The organism is Demequina pelophila (assembly GCF_000971175.1).
GTDB classification, from domain to species: domain Bacteria; phylum Actinomycetota; class Actinomycetes; order Actinomycetales; family Demequinaceae; genus Demequina; species Demequina pelophila.
This window is the reverse complement of sequence record NZ_BBLY01000001.1, coordinates 159,268-173,313: the sequence shown is the minus strand read 5'-3', so window position 1 is coordinate 173,313 and position 14,046 is coordinate 159,268. Positions and strand designations below refer to the sequence as shown.

Annotated in this window: 15 protein-coding genes and 1 pseudogene; 7 read left to right on the top strand and 9 right to left on the bottom strand. The window is 73.0% G+C overall.

The window, feature by feature from the left end:
• From AOM03_RS00840 to pgsA, 8 genes and pseudogenes are all read right to left on the bottom strand, one after another.
• Positions 1 to 197 (bottom strand): annotated as a pseudogene (locus AOM03_RS00840) (tRNA (N6-isopentenyl adenosine(37)-C2)-methylthiotransferase MiaB); the annotation flags it as partial.
• A gap of 3 nt (positions 198 to 200) precedes the next feature.
• Positions 201 to 1,661, bottom strand: a complete 1,461-nt coding sequence (gene rny / locus AOM03_RS00835; RefSeq protein ID WP_062377349.1) for a ribonuclease Y — start codon at positions 1,659 to 1,661, stop codon at positions 201 to 203.
• A gap of 25 nt (positions 1,662 to 1,686) precedes the next feature.
• Complete coding sequence (locus AOM03_RS00830; RefSeq protein WP_062377347.1) at positions 1,687 to 2,184, bottom strand: regulatory protein RecX; 498 nt, start codon at positions 2,182 to 2,184, stop codon at positions 1,687 to 1,689.
• A complete protein-coding gene (recA, locus tag AOM03_RS00825) occupies positions 2,185 to 3,309 on the bottom strand; it encodes a recombinase RecA (protein WP_062377344.1) in 1,125 nt (374 codons plus the stop codon).
• Positions 3,310 to 3,517: 208 nt separating this feature from the next.
• Positions 3,518 to 3,751, bottom strand: coding sequence for a DUF3046 domain-containing protein (locus AOM03_RS00820; protein WP_062377342.1), 234 nt, complete (start codon positions 3,749 to 3,751; stop codon positions 3,518 to 3,520).
• A 2-nt stretch (positions 3,752 to 3,753) separates the two neighbouring features.
• Positions 3,754 to 4,062 (bottom strand): helix-turn-helix domain-containing protein, encoded by a 309-nt coding sequence (locus tag AOM03_RS00815; RefSeq protein WP_062377340.1) that lies wholly within the window; start codon positions 4,060 to 4,062, stop codon positions 3,754 to 3,756.
• 92 nt (positions 4,063 to 4,154) lie between these two features.
• Positions 4,155 to 4,637, bottom strand: coding sequence for a CinA family protein (locus AOM03_RS00810; RefSeq protein WP_156157560.1), 483 nt, complete (start codon positions 4,635 to 4,637; stop codon positions 4,155 to 4,157).
• Positions 4,624 to 5,193 carry a CDP-diacylglycerol--glycerol-3-phosphate 3-phosphatidyltransferase gene (pgsA, locus tag AOM03_RS00805; RefSeq protein WP_227589831.1) on the bottom strand — a complete coding sequence of 190 codons (570 nt, stop codon included), beginning with the start codon at positions 5,191 to 5,193 and terminating at the stop codon, positions 4,624 to 4,626. The genes AOM03_RS00810 and pgsA overlap by 14 nt, the downstream gene beginning before the upstream one ends.
• A gap of 103 nt (positions 5,194 to 5,296) precedes the next feature.
• On the opposite strand from pgsA, the gene AOM03_RS00800 reads away from it, so the two are divergent.
• Positions 5,297 to 6,622 (top strand): CapA family protein, encoded by a 1,326-nt coding sequence (locus tag AOM03_RS00800; RefSeq protein WP_062377333.1) that lies wholly within the window; start codon positions 5,297 to 5,299, stop codon positions 6,620 to 6,622.
• 13 nt (positions 6,623 to 6,635) lie between these two features.
• Here the strand turns inward: AOM03_RS00800 and AOM03_RS00795 are convergent, their stop codons facing one another.
• Positions 6,636 to 8,420: a sugar phosphate isomerase/epimerase and 4-hydroxyphenylpyruvate domain-containing protein gene (locus AOM03_RS00795; protein WP_062377331.1), complete on the bottom strand. Its 1,785-nt coding sequence runs from the start codon at positions 8,418 to 8,420 to the stop codon at positions 6,636 to 6,638.
• Between the two features lie 134 nt (positions 8,421 to 8,554).
• On the opposite strand from AOM03_RS00795, the gene AOM03_RS00790 reads away from it, so the two are divergent.
• The 6 genes from AOM03_RS00790 to AOM03_RS00765 are packed head-to-tail and all read left to right on the top strand — an operon-like array spanning position 8,555 to position 14,037.
• A complete protein-coding gene (locus AOM03_RS00790; RefSeq protein WP_162197251.1) occupies positions 8,555 to 9,121 on the top strand; it encodes a TRAP transporter small permease in 567 nt (188 codons plus the stop codon).
• A complete protein-coding gene (locus AOM03_RS00785; protein ID WP_062377326.1) occupies positions 9,118 to 10,392 on the top strand; it encodes a TRAP transporter large permease in 1,275 nt (424 codons plus the stop codon). Before AOM03_RS00790 ends, AOM03_RS00785 begins: the two co-directional genes overlap by 4 nt.
• A complete protein-coding gene (locus AOM03_RS00780; protein WP_062377324.1) occupies positions 10,389 to 11,291 on the top strand; it encodes a shikimate dehydrogenase in 903 nt (300 codons plus the stop codon). The genes AOM03_RS00785 and AOM03_RS00780 overlap by 4 nt, the downstream gene beginning before the upstream one ends.
• Positions 11,288 to 12,361, top strand: coding sequence for a DctP family TRAP transporter solute-binding subunit (locus AOM03_RS00775; RefSeq protein WP_082091992.1), 1,074 nt, complete (start codon positions 11,288 to 11,290; stop codon positions 12,359 to 12,361). Before AOM03_RS00780 ends, AOM03_RS00775 begins: the two co-directional genes overlap by 4 nt.
• A 15-nt stretch (positions 12,362 to 12,376) precedes the next feature.
• Entirely contained in the window at positions 12,377 to 13,345 is a 969-nt protein-coding gene (locus AOM03_RS00770; RefSeq protein WP_062377319.1) for a phosphotriesterase family protein, read from the top strand.
• 38 nt (positions 13,346 to 13,383) lie between these two features.
• Complete coding sequence (locus AOM03_RS00765) at positions 13,384 to 14,037, top strand: TetR/AcrR family transcriptional regulator (protein ID WP_062377309.1); 654 nt, start codon at positions 13,384 to 13,386, stop codon at positions 14,035 to 14,037.
• Positions 14,038 to 14,046: the final 9 nt, after the last annotated feature.

The following is a 14,046-nucleotide window of genomic DNA, read 5'->3' as shown; positions in this document are numbered from 1 at the left end:
CCGTAGAGGCGGGTCGCGGCGTTCTCGCGCACGGCGCAGGTGTTGATGACGACCACGTCGGCGACCTCGGCGCCCGCGGGCGCGGCCGCGTAGCCGGCGCCCTCGAGGAGGCCGGCCATGTGCTCGGAGTCGTGGACGTTCATCTGGCACCCGAGGGTGCGCACGACGTACGTGGGCGATGCGATGGTGTCGGTCATGCTCTAACCGGCGACGGCGTCCGCGCGAAGCTCGCGGATCACGGTCACCTTGATCTCTCCGGGGAACGTGAAGTCCTTGCTGATGTGCTCAGCAATTGTACGCGCCAGGGTCCTGGTGCCGTCGTCGTCGATCTCGTCGGGCTCGACGATGACCCGCACCTCGCGGCCCGCGGCCATGGCGAGCGCCTTGGTGACGCCGTGGTGCTCGGCGACCAGCCGCTCGAGCCGGGCCATGCGGTGGACGTAGCCCTCGATGTCCTCGTTGCGGGCGCCGGGGCGGGCGGCGGAGACCGCGTCCGCGACCTGGACGATCACGGCCTCGAGGGTCTCCTGCGCGACCTCGTCGTGGTGCGCGGCGATCGCGTTGACCACGGCGGGCTCCTCGCCGTGCTCGAGCGCGAAGCGCGCGCCGAGCGACGCGTGCGTGCCCTGGCGATCGTGGCTGAAGACCTTGCCGATGTCGTGGAGCAGGCCCGCGCGGCGTGCCAGGTCGGGGTCGGCCCCCACCGTGGTGGCGATGTCCGCCGCGAGCTGCGCGACCTCGACCAGGTGGGCCAGCACGGTCTGGCCGTAGGAGGTGCGCAGGCGCAGCCGGCCGAGCGCGTCGACCACCTCCTCGGGCACGCCGGTGACCTTGGCCTCGGAGAGGGCGTCGAGTCCCGCGGCGCGATGGCGCTTGCGCGCCCCGGCGACGGCGCGCGCGTAGGCGGCCTCGACGCGCTGGGGCTGGATGCGGCCGTCCTCGATGAGCTCGGAGAGCATCACCTCCGCGATCTCGCGGCGCTCGGGGTCGAAGCAGGACAGCTGGACGGCGTTGACGCCCTCCTCGACGATGACGGTGACGCCGGTGAGCGCCTCGAAGGCGCGGATGTTGCGGCCCTCGCGGCCGATGATCCGGCCCTTCATCTCCTCGCTCGGGAGATCGATCCAGGTGGTGGAGTGCGCGGCGGAGGCGGCCGCGGCCTGGCGCTGCATGGCCTCGACGAGCACCTCCCGGCCACGCTCCTCCGCCCGCTCCTGGACGCGCTTCTCCAGGCGGCGGAGCTCGACCTCGGCGTCCGCGCGCGCGTCGGCGACGATCGACTCCGTGAGCGCGCGCCGGGCCTCGTCCGGCGTGAGGCCGGCGGCCGCGGCGAGCGCCTCCGCGCGCTCCCCCGCGAGTCGCCCGCGGTCCGCGGACAGCCGCTTCTCGTCGCGCACCACGACGGCGGCGCGCTCCTCGAGCTCGCGCGCGTACTGCTGGGCGGCGCGCTGATCGGAGGCGACCTCCTTCTCGCGGTCGAGCGACTCCTGCTCGCGGTGCTTCGCCTCCGCGAGGCGATTGCGGGCCTCCTCGCGGACCGAGTCGGCCTCCCGGCGGGCGGCCTCGCGCTCCTCGCGGGCCTCCCGGCGGGCGAAGAAGACGAGCAGCAGCGCGACCAGCGAGGCGCCGAGCAGCACCAGGATCGTGATCGACTGGGTCAACGGCGTCTCCTTCCGCAGGCGAGGGTCAGCCGCCCTCGCTCTCGGCTCGCGCCAAGTCTGTCACGACCGCGTACGCGAGACCCGGAGGATACCCCTTGCGCCCGAGCATGGCCACGATCCGCCGCGAGCGAACCTCGGGCGGGTGGGAGGCGAGGCGCGCCCAGCGCGCGGCCGCGAGCTCGCGCGCCCGCTCCCGCTCGTCGTCGCCGTCGATCTGCGCGAGGGCCTGCTCCGCATCGTCCTGGGAGAAGCCCTTGCGCCGCAGCTCCTGGGCGATGGCGCGGCGGGCCTGGCCGCGCTCGCCGTGGCGGGTGCGCACGATGGTCGCGGCGAGCGCCGCGTCGTCGACGAGCCCCACCTCGGCGTACCGCGCGACGAGCGCGTCGGCCAGGTCCGGTGCGACGTCCCGCGCGACGAGCCCGTCGCGCAGCTGCGCCGCGGACCGGGCCGAGTGCGTGAGCAGGCGCAGCGCGATCTCGCGCGCCCGCTCCTCGGGATCCTGGCCCGCGGCGTCCGCTCTCACTTAGAAGTCGGCCTTCTTGCGCCCGCCGCGCGCGGGCGTGGCCGCCGGCGCGGCGGCCGGCGCGACCGCCGGCGCGCCGGCCGGTGCCGCGGGCGCCTCCGCCGCCGCCTCCTCGCCGGGCTGAGCCTTCCTGCCGATGCCGAGCTTGTCCTTGACCTTGCGCTCGATCTCCGTCGCCAGCTCGGGGTTGTCCTTGAGGAACTTGCGGGCGTTCTCCTTGCCCTGTCCCAGTTGGTCTCCCTCGTACGTGTACCAGGCGCCCGACTTGCGCACGAAGCCGTGCTCCACGCCCAGGTCGATGATGCCGCCCTCCTTGGAGATGCCTTGGCCGTAGAGGATGTCGAACTCGGCCTGCTTGAACGGCGGCGCCATCTTGTTCTTCACCACCTTGACGCGGGTGCGGTTGCCCACGGGCTCGGTGCCCTCCTTGAGCGTCTCGATGCGGCGCACGTCGAGGCGGACGGAGGCGTAGAACTTGAGCGCCTTTCCACCGGTGGTGGTCTCGGGGCTGCCGAAGAACACGCCGATCTTCTCGCGGAGCTGGTTGATGAAGATCGCGGTGGTGCCGGTGGTGTTGAGCGCGCCGGTGATCTTGCGCAGCGCCTGCGACATGAGACGCGCCTGGAGACCCACGTGGCTGTCGCCCATCTCGCCCTCGATCTCCGCCTTGGGCACGAGCGCCGCGACGGAGTCGATGACCAGGATGTCGATGCCGCCCGAGCGCACCAGGATGTCCGCGATCTCGAGCGCCTGCTCGCCCGTGTCGGGCTGCGAGACCACGAGGTTGTCGGTGTCGACGCCCAGCTTCTTGGCGTACTCGGGGTCGAGCGCGTGCTCCGCGTCGACGAACGCCGCGGTGCCGCCGGCGCGCTGGACGCTCGCGACGGCGTGGAGCGCGACGGTGGTCTTACCGGAGGACTCGGGCCCGTAGATCTCGACGATGCGGCCGCGCGGGAGCCCGCCGATGCCGAGCGCGATGTCGAGCGCGATGGCGCCGGTGGGGATCGCCTCGATCTCCGGGCGCTGCTGCTCGCCCAGGCGCATCGCCGAGCCCTTGCCGAACTGCCGGTCGATCTGCCCGAGGGCCGCCTCGAGCGCCTTCGCGCGATCCTGTCCCTGTGCCATGTCATCCCTGCCTGTTCATCGGTGCCTGCGGTCGAGGACGACGCTAGGCCGACCCTCCGACATCGCCACCCGGCCACCCCCTCACGAGGGACGGTCGGGCGTCACGACGCCCTGCGGACCACACTAATCGAACGCATGTTCGAAGAGAAGCGACACGCCGTCCCTGTGGAGATCGTGACGGCGGCACGACTCGGCGCGGCGACCGCGTTCAGCGCGGCGGCGGCACCAGGCGGCGGCGGTCGCCGCCATCGCGCTGGGCGAGCGGCACGTCCATCTCCTCGCACCACGCGTGCCACACGTCGCGGGGCGCGCGGCCGGCCTCGAGCGCGGCGGCGGGAGTGAGCGAGTCCAGCCGGGTGAGCGCGAGCTCGCGCCCGAGCGTGCGGGAATACGCGGACCCGAAGACCGCGTCCGCCAGGTCCCAGAACTCGCTGAGGCGCACCGTCAGCGGCGGACGGAGCCGAGCAGCTCGGGGACTGTGTCCGGGATGGACGTCATCATGGCGACGTCGCTGAGGTCCTCGGCGGCGGCGAAGCGGTCGGAGACCTCGCGCAGCACCGTCGACATGGGCACGTCCAGCGCGTCGCAGATCGAGGCCAGCAGCTCCGACGACGCCTCCTTCTGGCCGCGCTCGACCTCGGACAGATAGCCGAGGGAGACGCGGGCGCCGGAGGAGATGTCGCGCAGGGTCCTGCCCTGGTTGAGGCGCGCGTCGCGCAGCACCTCACCGATCTCGTTGCGAAGCACGGGCATGCGCCCTCCTCCCGTTGCTGTGGTCAAGGCCTCTTTCATGCCTGACCTAACGCACTATACGGCACCCTTGTTCCGGGCCCATGGCGCCGGTGTTACAGCAGGGTCACATCTGAGTCGACCGCGACCAGCACCGCATCCAGCGCCGCGTCGACCGCGCCCGCCCGCACGGAGGCCCGGTCACCAGGGATGTCGTGGCGGGAGCTCCGCTCGCCGGCGGGCCCGGACACGGCCACCCAGACGCATCCGACGGGGCTGTCGCCGTGCGGCTCGGGCCCCGCCACGCCGGTGGTCGCGACGGCGAGCGTGGCGCCGGTGGCCTCGCGCGCGCCGCGCGCCATCGCCTCAGCGACCTCCGGGGACACCACCCCGGCGGACCGGATCAGGTCGGGGTCGACGCCCAGCAGGCGCGCCTTCATCTCCGCGGTGTAGGCGACCACGCCGCCGCGCACCACCGCGGACGCGCCGGGGACGGAGACGAGCGCGGAGCACACCGCTCCCCCGGTGAGCGACTCGGCCGTCGCGAGGGTGACGCCCCGCGCGGCGAGCCGGGCGACCACGTCCTCAGGCCGCGGCACGCCCGCTCCCCCGCTGCGCGCGCGCCGCACGCAGGATCTTCACGGTGTAGTCGATGCCGGTCACCAGCGCGAGCGCGGTCGCCGCCATGAGCACCCACCACGCGGTCGTGTCGACCCAGCCGGGCATGCCCGGCAGCAGGTACAGCCACAGGGCGAGCAGCTGGGCGAACGTCTTCGCCTTGCCTCCCGGAGAGGCGGCGATGACCGTGCCGGAGGCGACGAGCAGCCGGCCCACCGTGACCCAGATCTCACGCGCACCGATGATGAGCAGCGGCCACCAGGGCAGCCCGTCGACGATCACCAGCGTGAGCAGCGTGCCGAGCACGAGCGCCTTGTCCGCGATCGGATCGGCGAGCTTGCCGAACGCGCTCACCACGCCCCACTTGCGGGCGAGGTAGCCGTCCAGGTAGTCGGTCGCGCTGGCGGCCATGAACAGGCCCACCGCCCACCAGCGGGCGGCGCCGTCCGCGCCGTCGTCGAGCAGGAGCAGCACGATCACCGCGGGCACCGCCACGATGCGCGCGAGGGTCAGCGCATTGGGAACGGCGGAGGTCACCCCCCACACTGTAGTGCCCGTCACACCGTGGACGGACGGCGGGCGGGCCGTGTCCGCCCCGGGGATGACGGGGGATGGCCCGGCCGCCCTCATACTGGAGGCCATGCCCGCCACGACGTCCACGCATGCCCGCACCCGGCGGAGGGGCCTCGGCGCGCTCGTCGCGACGGTGGTCGCGCTCGCCGCCGGACTCGGCGCGGGCGCGCTCGCCGCGTGGCCCGGCTCGCCCGGCACCCACGACGGCCCGGCCGTCGAGGCCGCGACGGCGCCCTCCCCGGCGACCGAGGCATCGTCCCCGGTGGTGACCCCCTCCCCGACCGAGCCGGCCGAACCGGAGCCGGTGCGGTTCACGCTCGTCGCCGCGGGCGACGTGCTCACGCACGGCCCCGTGAACCGCTCGGCCGCATCGGGCGACTCCTACGACTTCTCCCCGCTGCTCGAGGGCTTCGCCCCGTACGTCGAGGGCGCGGACCTGGCCCTGTGCCACCTCGAGGTGCCCATCGCGCCCGAGGGCGTCGCGCTGTCCGGCTATCCGCTGTTCGCGGGGGCGCCCGAGCTGGTCCGCGACCTGGCCGGCATGGGTTGGGACGGCTGCTCGACCGCGTCGAACCACACGGTCGACCAGCGCTTCGCCGGGCTCACCGCCACCCTCGACGCGCTCGACGCCGAGGGCCTCCAGCACGCGGGCTCCGCGCGCACCGAGGAGGAGGCCGCGCGGGTCGCGATGTACGAGGTGAGCGACGGGGACCAGCAGGTGACCGTCGCCCAGATCTCCTTCACGTACGGCCTCAACGGGCTGCCGATGCCCGAGGGCAGGCCGTGGGCGGTCAACGTCTTCGACGCCGACGCCGCGGACGCCCGCCCCATCATCGATGCCGCGCAGGAGGCGCGGGACGCCGGCGCGGACATCGTGCTCGCCTCCGTCCACTGCTGCGTCGAGTACCGCACCGCCCCCACGGACGCGCAGCGCGCGATCGCCACCCAGATCGCCGAGTCGGGCCTGGTGGACCTCTACATCGGACACCACGCCCACGTGCCCCAGCCCATCGAGCTGCTCCCCGGCGGACCGAGCGGAGACGGCATGTGGACGGCCTTCGGCCTGGGCAACTTCCTGTCCAACCAGGACGACCACTGCTGCGTGGCCGAGACGTCGTCGGGCGTGCTGCTCTCGGCGACCTTCGAGCTGTTCCCCGGCGAGGCGCCCGCGGTCGACGTCGGGTGGACCGGCGTGACCGTGGATCGGGTGTCCGGGCACCGCCTGCACGCGCTGGCGGACATCGCGGACGGCGTGGGCGCGCTCACGGCGGACGAGGTCGCCGCGCGCCACGCGCGGGTGGCCGATGCGGTGGGCGGGGACGCGCCCGAGGTCACCGAGCCGGTGGCCGCCCTCGCGGAGGCCGTCACGGCGGTCCCGCGCGTCGAGTCCTGAGCCGACCGGCCCGTCAGCCCGCCGCGCGCTGCGCGGACAGGCGCACCGGCGCGCTCGCCGCGCCGTAGCCGTCGTAGCCGCCGCGGCGCTCGACGAGCTCGAAGAACACGCCGCCGACGCGCGGGGTGTAGAGGTGGATGAACTCCCCCTCCCCGTCGCGGTCGTAGCAGAGGTCGAGCTCGCGCAGGTCCTCGAGCAGGGCCGGATCGAGCGCCGGACCGAACCTCGCCGCCAGGTCGTCGTAGTAGTTCGCGGGCATCCTGAGGAACCGCAGCCCCGCGGCCCTGGCCCGCCGCGCGGCGCCCACCACGTCGTCGCAGCGGATCGCGATGTGCCGGGGCGGCACCGGGGCGGTGGGCGGCGCGAGGTTGATGGGGAGGCGCACCACCCCGTCCGCGGTGCGCATCACCTGGCTGCGCACCAGCCCCATGGGTCCGGGCACCTCCGCGGTCGACTCGGTCGCGAGCGCCAGCACGGAGCCGGCGAAGAGCACGGCCTCGTCGAAGTGCTGCCAGCGATAGCCCAGGTTGACGTGGTCGATCACGCCGTCGAGGGGGCCCGGGATCGCGTCGCCGCCCAGGAACTCCTCCACCCAGGAGCCGCTTCCGGACCGGTCGCCCCAGAACACCTCGGTGCCGTCGGGTGCGGCGACGGCGGGCAGCTCCTGCTCGCCCGCGTAGGTGCGTCGATAGACGGCCGGCGCGCCCAGGGCGCGCGCCCGGTCCGCGGCGACCCGCGCATCGTCCACCACCAGGCCCAGCCCGGCGACCAGCGGCGCCTCGTCGCGGCGCTGCTCGTTGAGAATGATGCGGGCCTCGCCCGCGCTCCACAGGCGCACGGGCTTGCTGCGGTGCCGCCCGCGGAAGGTGAGCCCCAACTGGGCCAGCATCTCGTCGACGGCGTCGAGGCTCTCCCCCGCGACCTCCACGAAGTCGATGCCGCGCGCGGGCTGCGGGTCGGGAAGCCTGTCGATGCCCCAGTCGTGCGCGGCGGCGGTGCGGTCGGCCAGCCACGTGAGCGAGCGGCGCGCGTGCGCGGCGGTGCGCCCCACGTCGGTCTGCCGGAACGTGTCGTTGAACACCTCGAGCGAGTACGGCCCGCGATACCCGGCCGCGAGCACGTGGCCCAGGAACGCGGTGAGGTCGAACGCCCCCTCGCCCGGGAACAGTCGGTGGTGACGGCTCCAGGACAGCACGTCCATGTCGAGCGCGGGCGCGTCGGCCAACTGGAGGAAGAAGATCTTGTCGCCGTCGATCTCCTCGATCGCGGCCGGGTCGTGACCCCGCGACAGGATGTGGAACGAGTCGAGGCACGTGCCCAGGTTGGGACGGTCGGCCAGTTGGACGATGCGCCAGGCCCGCCGGTAGTCGTCGACGTACCTGCCCCAGGCGAGGGCCTCGTACGCGAGCCGGATCCCGCGCGCGGCCGCCAGGTCCGCGAGCTCGCCCAGCTGCGCGGCGGCCACCGCGTCGTCGTCGACGGTCGCCGTGCCCACGTTGGAGCACACGAGCATGAGGTCGGTGCCCAGGCGCTCCATCACGTCGAACTTCGCCTCGGCCCGCCGCAGCGTGTCCGCGAAGGTGACGGGGTCCACGCCCTCGACGTCGCGGAACGGTTGGAACATGTCGATCCGCAGGCCCAGGCGGGCGCACAGCGCCCGGATCTCCTCGGGCGACTCGAAGGCGCCCACCAGGTCCGCATCCATGATCTCGACGCCGTCGAAGCCCGCCGCGGCGCAGGCGTGGAGCTTCTCCACCAGCCCTCCGGAGAGGCAGACCGTCGCGATCGAGGTGCGCATGCTCGCAATGTAACAGCAAGTACATTGCTTCGGTCACGATCCGGAAAAGGGTCTTGCGCTCGCAATGTACCAATCGGTACGTTCGCCCCAGGACGCCGACCCCGCGGCGCCCACGGACCGGACAAGGACGTCTCGTGACCGAACCCTCCTCTCGGCGAGGACTGCCCCCAGCGCTGCGCCGCATCGGCGCCGTGGTCTCGGGTGCGGAGATCGCCGTCGGCGCGCTCGCGCTGCTCACCATCCTCGTGCTCGTGTTCTTCCAGGCGCTCCAGCGCTACCTCCCGATCGACCAGATCGCATGGACCGGCGAGATCTCGCGCTTCTCCCTGGTGTGGCTCACCTTCGTGGTCGCCGGCGTGCTGGTGTCCACCCGCGGGCACATCGCGCTCGAGATCGCGGACGCGATCCCGAACCGCATGGTCGTGCGCGCGGTCCAGGTCTTCGCGATGGTCGTCGTGTGCGCCACCGGCGTCGGCCTCACCATCGAGGCCTGGGCGCTCGTGACCACCCAGGGCATCGTCAAGTCGCCCGTGCTGCGCATCCCCATGTCATGGGTCTACATCCCGGTGCTGCTCGGGGCCGTCTCGATCACGGTCCGCTCCGCCATCGCGGCGGTCTCCGTGGCCGTGAACGGACCGGTCCTGCGCGAGCAGGAGGCCGAGGACCACATGAACCCGATGCCCGGGGAGACCGCGTCATGACCCTCCTGCTGCTGGCCCTCGCCATCGCCGTCCTGCTCCAGCTGAGGGTGCCCGTCGCCTTCGCGTTCCTGGGCCCGTCCCTGGTCTACATGGCCGTGATCGGCCAGTCGGCGGGAGCCGCGCTGCGCACGGTGACGAACGCGGCGGCGAGCTTCCCGCTGCTCGCGGTGCCACTGTTCGTGCTGCTCGGCACGCTCGCGAACCACACCGGGATCGCGGAGCGGTTCTTCCGGTTCGCGCTCGCGCTGCTCGCCCGCGTGCGCGGCGGCCTGGGCTACGTCTCGATCGGCACGTCGCTGGCGTTCTCCTGGATGAGCGGCTCCGCGGTGGCCGATGCGGCGGCCCTGGGCAAGGTGCAGATCCCCGCGATGCTCCGCCACGGCTACAGCCGTCGCTTCGCCACCGGCGTGAGCGCCTCGTCGTCCCTGGTCGCGCCGGTCATGCCGCCGTCGATCCCCGCGGTCATCTTCGCGGGCCTCGCCGCGGTCTCCACCGGGGCGCTGTTCGCGGCCTCCGTGCTGCCGGCGCTCGCCATCGCCATCGGCCTGTGCCTCGTCGTGTACCTCCTGGTGCGCTTCCGCGAGAAGGTCACCACCGAGCCGTTCTCCATGCGGGAGGTGGTCGATTCCGGCAAGGGCGTGATCCTGCCGATGTTCGCGCCGGTCATCATCCTGGGCGGCATCCTGGGCGGCGTCTTCACTCCCACCGAGGCCGCCGCCGTGGGCGTCGTGTTCATCGTCATCGTGGGACTGGTCCAGCGCTCGCTCAGCCTCGCGGGATTCATCACCGCGGTCAAGGAGGCGGTGACGACCACGGCCGGCATCATGCTCATCGTCGCCACCGCGTCGCTGCTGGGCTACATCCTCGCCAGGGAGCGCCTGCCGCAGATCCTCACCGACGCGGTCCTGTCCATCACCTCGAGCCCCGTGATGTTCCTCCTGCTCACCGCAGTGATGATGCTGATCCTGGGCACCGTCATCGACGCGACCGCGATCCTGGTGCTGGTGGTGCCCATCCTGCTGCCCATCGCCGGGCAGTTCGGCGTCGATCCCATCGTGCTGGGCGTCGTGGTGATCGTGTCCCTCATGATCGGCCTGCTCACACCGCCGGTCGGCACGGTGCTGTTCGTCACCGCGTCCGTGTCCCAGACACGCGTGGGCGAGGTCTTCAAGGGCACCCTGCCGTTCATGGTGCCGCTGCTGGTGATCGCGCTGCTCATCATCCTCTTCCCCGCGACCGTCATGTGGCTGCCGGGGGTGCTGGGACTGTGAGCCTCGCACCCGCCCGGCCCCGGACCGTGCTCGTCGGGCTCATCGGCGAGGGCGTCGGCCCGTCGCTCAGCCCCGCGATGCACGAGCTCGAGGGCGCCCGCCACGGGATGGCGTACATCTACCGCACCATCGACATCCCCCGCACCGCGGCCACCCCGGAGGGCCTCGAACGCCTGCTGGGATGCGCGCAGGAGCTGGGCTACGACGGCCTCAACATCACCCACCCCGCCAAGCAGGTCGTCGTGCCGCTGCTCGACGACCTGTCCCCCGCCGCCGCGGCCGTCGGCGCGGTCAACACGGTCACCCTCGCGGGCGGCCGCCGGACCGGCCACAACACCGACGTGAGCGGCTTCGGAGCGGCGATGGACGACGCGCTGGCGGGCTGCGCGCGCGAGGCGGTGGTGCTCGTGGGCGCCGGAGGCGCGGGAGCGGCGGTCGCGCACGCGCTGGCGACCCGCGTGGGCGAGCTCACGATCGCCGATGCGGACCCGTCCCGCGCCGCGGCGCTCGCCGCGGCCACGGGCGGGCGGGCGATCGCGCTGGACCGGGTGGCGGAGGCGCTCGCGCACGCGGACGGCGTGGTCAACGCGACCCCGATGGGCATGGCCGCGCACCCGGGGGCCGCGGTCGACGCGGCGCTGCTCCGGCCGCAGGCCTTCGTCGCGGACATCGTCTACCGCCCCGTCGAGACCGCGCTCGTCGCGAGCGCCCGGCGGCGGGGCTGCCGCGTCCTCACCGGCCTCGGCATGGCGCTGCACCAGGCCGCGGACGCGTTCGAGATCTTCACCCATGAGACTGCAGACCGACGAGCGATGCTCGCGGATCTGGAAGGCCTGGTCGCCGCGGAGGCTGCCGGGGAAAACGCCCACTGGGCACCTATGAAAGGACAGGAACGATGAACGCACGACGTCCCCACGGTGTGCGCTGGATCGCTCTCGCCGCGGTACCGGCACTGATGCTGGCTGCCTGCTCCTCGGGAGACTCCGACGACACGGACACCGACACCGGCAGCACCGCCGCCGCCGATGACGGCGGCGAGACCACCGACTCGATGGAGTCTCTCGAGATCACTCTCGCCCACAGCTACACCGAGGACCAGCCGCAGCACCGCTGCGGCGCGCAGGTCATCGCCGACGTGGTCGAGGCCGCCAACGTGGGCCTCACCATCGAGATCTTCCCCGCCAGCCAGCTGGGCGGCGACGCCGACCGCATCGCCTCCGTGGTGTCCGGCGACATCGACATGGACATCCAGGGCGCCTCGGCGCTGGGCGCCGTGTACGAGCCCATCAGCGTCATGGACGCCGCCTTCGGCTTCGACTCGCCGGAGCACATCGCGGCCTTCATGGCCAGCGACGAGTCGTCGGTCCTGGTCGACGGCTTCGCGGAGGCGGCCGGCGTCCAGACGCTGGGCGTGTGGTCCGCGGGCGCCCGTCACTTCACCACGGTCGACGCGCCCATCCGCACCCCCGAGGACCTCGAGGGCGTGCGCATGCGCTTCCCGGGCTCCCCGCAGTACCTGCTCAACGCGCAGGCGCTGGGCGCGACGGCCACCGAGGTGGCCTACGAGGAGCTGTACCTCGCCCTCCAGAACGGGACGGTCGACGGCCAGGAGAACCCGCTGACCAACATCGTCGCGCAGAACTTCGCCGAGGTGCAGGACTACCTCAGCCTGTCCGCCCACCAGCAGAACACCAACCTGGTGATCATGAGCTCGAAGTGGGACGAGCTGTCCGCGGAGCAGCAGGAGGCGCTCTCCGCCGCGGTGGTGACCGCCGTGGACGAGGTGACGGCCTGCGTCGCCGAGTCCGAGGAGGCCACGCTCGACGAGTGGCGCGGCGGCGACGAGTGGGAGATCGTCGACGACGTCGACCGCGCCGCCTTCTCCGAGAAGGCCGAGGCCTTCTTCATGGAGACCTACACCGGCGAGCTCCTGTCGGTCTACGAGGCGATGCGCGCCACCGCCCCCTGATCCGGCACCACGCGCATGAGCGACGTGCCCACCATCATGGGCGTGGTGCCGGGGGACTCCCTCGGCACCACGCTCATGCACGAGCATCTCTTCGTGCTCGACCCCGTGCTCGACGCGGACCTGCCCCATCCTGAGTGGGACGAGGCGGCGGCGATCGAGCGCGCGGTGGAGGAGCTCACCCGGCTCGCCGGGCTCGGGGTGTCCACCCTGGTCGACCTCACCGTGCCCGGCCTGGGCCGCGACGTGTCGCGCGTGCGCGAGGTCGCCTCCCGCGTCCCCCTGCGGATCGTCGCGGCGACCGGCTGGTATGCGGCGGCGGGCCTGCCCCCCGCGGTGCTGTCGCACGGCCCAGACTCCCTCGTGGGCGGCCCCGACCCCCTGGTCGCGCTGTTCGTGCGCGACCTCGAGCACGGCATCGGCGACACCGGGGTGCGCGCCGGGATCATCAAGGTCTTCTCCGACGGGGCGGAGCCCACGCCCCCGCAGGCGAGGGTGTTCGCGGCCGCCGCAACCGCGCACGCGCGCACCGGCGCGCCCCTCACGACGCACTCCGACGCCGCGGCCCGCGGAGGCCTCGCGCAGCAGGACCTGCTCGCGCGGCTGGGGGTGCCGCTCGAACGCGTGGTGATCGGCCACAGCGGGGACAGCGGCGACCTCGACTACCTCATGCGGCTCGCCGATCGCGGCTCGTATCTGGGCTTCGACCGCTTCGGGATGGCGCACGCGGGCGACGACGGCGCGCGCATCGCGACGCTGCTCGCGCTCCTGGACCGGGGCTACGCCGAGCGCATCGTCCTGTCCCACGACGCCGCGGTGTTCAGCCGCGTCACTCCCCCGTCCTGGCGGGCCGCCCACGCGCCGGACTGGCGGCTCGACCACCTGCCCGCGACGATCCTGCCCCGCCTGCGCGCCGCCGGCGTGGACGACCGGACGCTCGCCACGCTCCTGGTGGACAACCCGCGCCGCATCCTGGCGGGGGCGTGACCGTGTCCTCGCCCCGACCCGCGCCTAGGCTGACGCCCGTGCCCCCGCAGCCCGTCCGCCGCCGCGACGCCGAGCGCACCCGCGCCGAGCTGCTCGAGGTCGCCACCCAGGTGTTCGCGGACTCGGGCTACACCGGCGCGCGCGTCGATCACATCGCCGAGCGCACCGCGACCACCAAGCGGATGATCTACTACTACTTCGGCTCCAAGGAGAAGCTCTACCTCGCGGTCCTGGAGAAGGCGTACCGGGGCATCCGCGACGCCGAGCACGAGGTGCAGGTGAGCGACCTCCCGCCCGCCGTGGCGCTGCGGCGCATCGCCGAGCGCACGTACGACCACCACCTCGACCACAGCGACTTCATCCGGCTCGTGTCGATCGAGAACATCCACCGCGGCGAGCACATCACGCGGCTGGAATCCCTGCGCGGGATCAACTCGGACGCGGTGGGGCTGCTCGACACGATCCTCGCGCGCGGCCGCGCCGAGGGCACGGTGCGGGACGGCGTGACCGCGCTCGACGTGCACCTGGTCATCAGCGCGTACTGCTTCTTCCAGGTCGCGAACCGGTACACGTTCGGTTTCCTGTTCGACCGGGATCTGCTCGATCCCGCCCTGCGCGACCACCACCGCGCGCTCATCGGCGACGTGGTGGTGGCGTGGCTGAGCACCGGCGGCGCGACGCCCTCGGCCTGAGCGGGACGG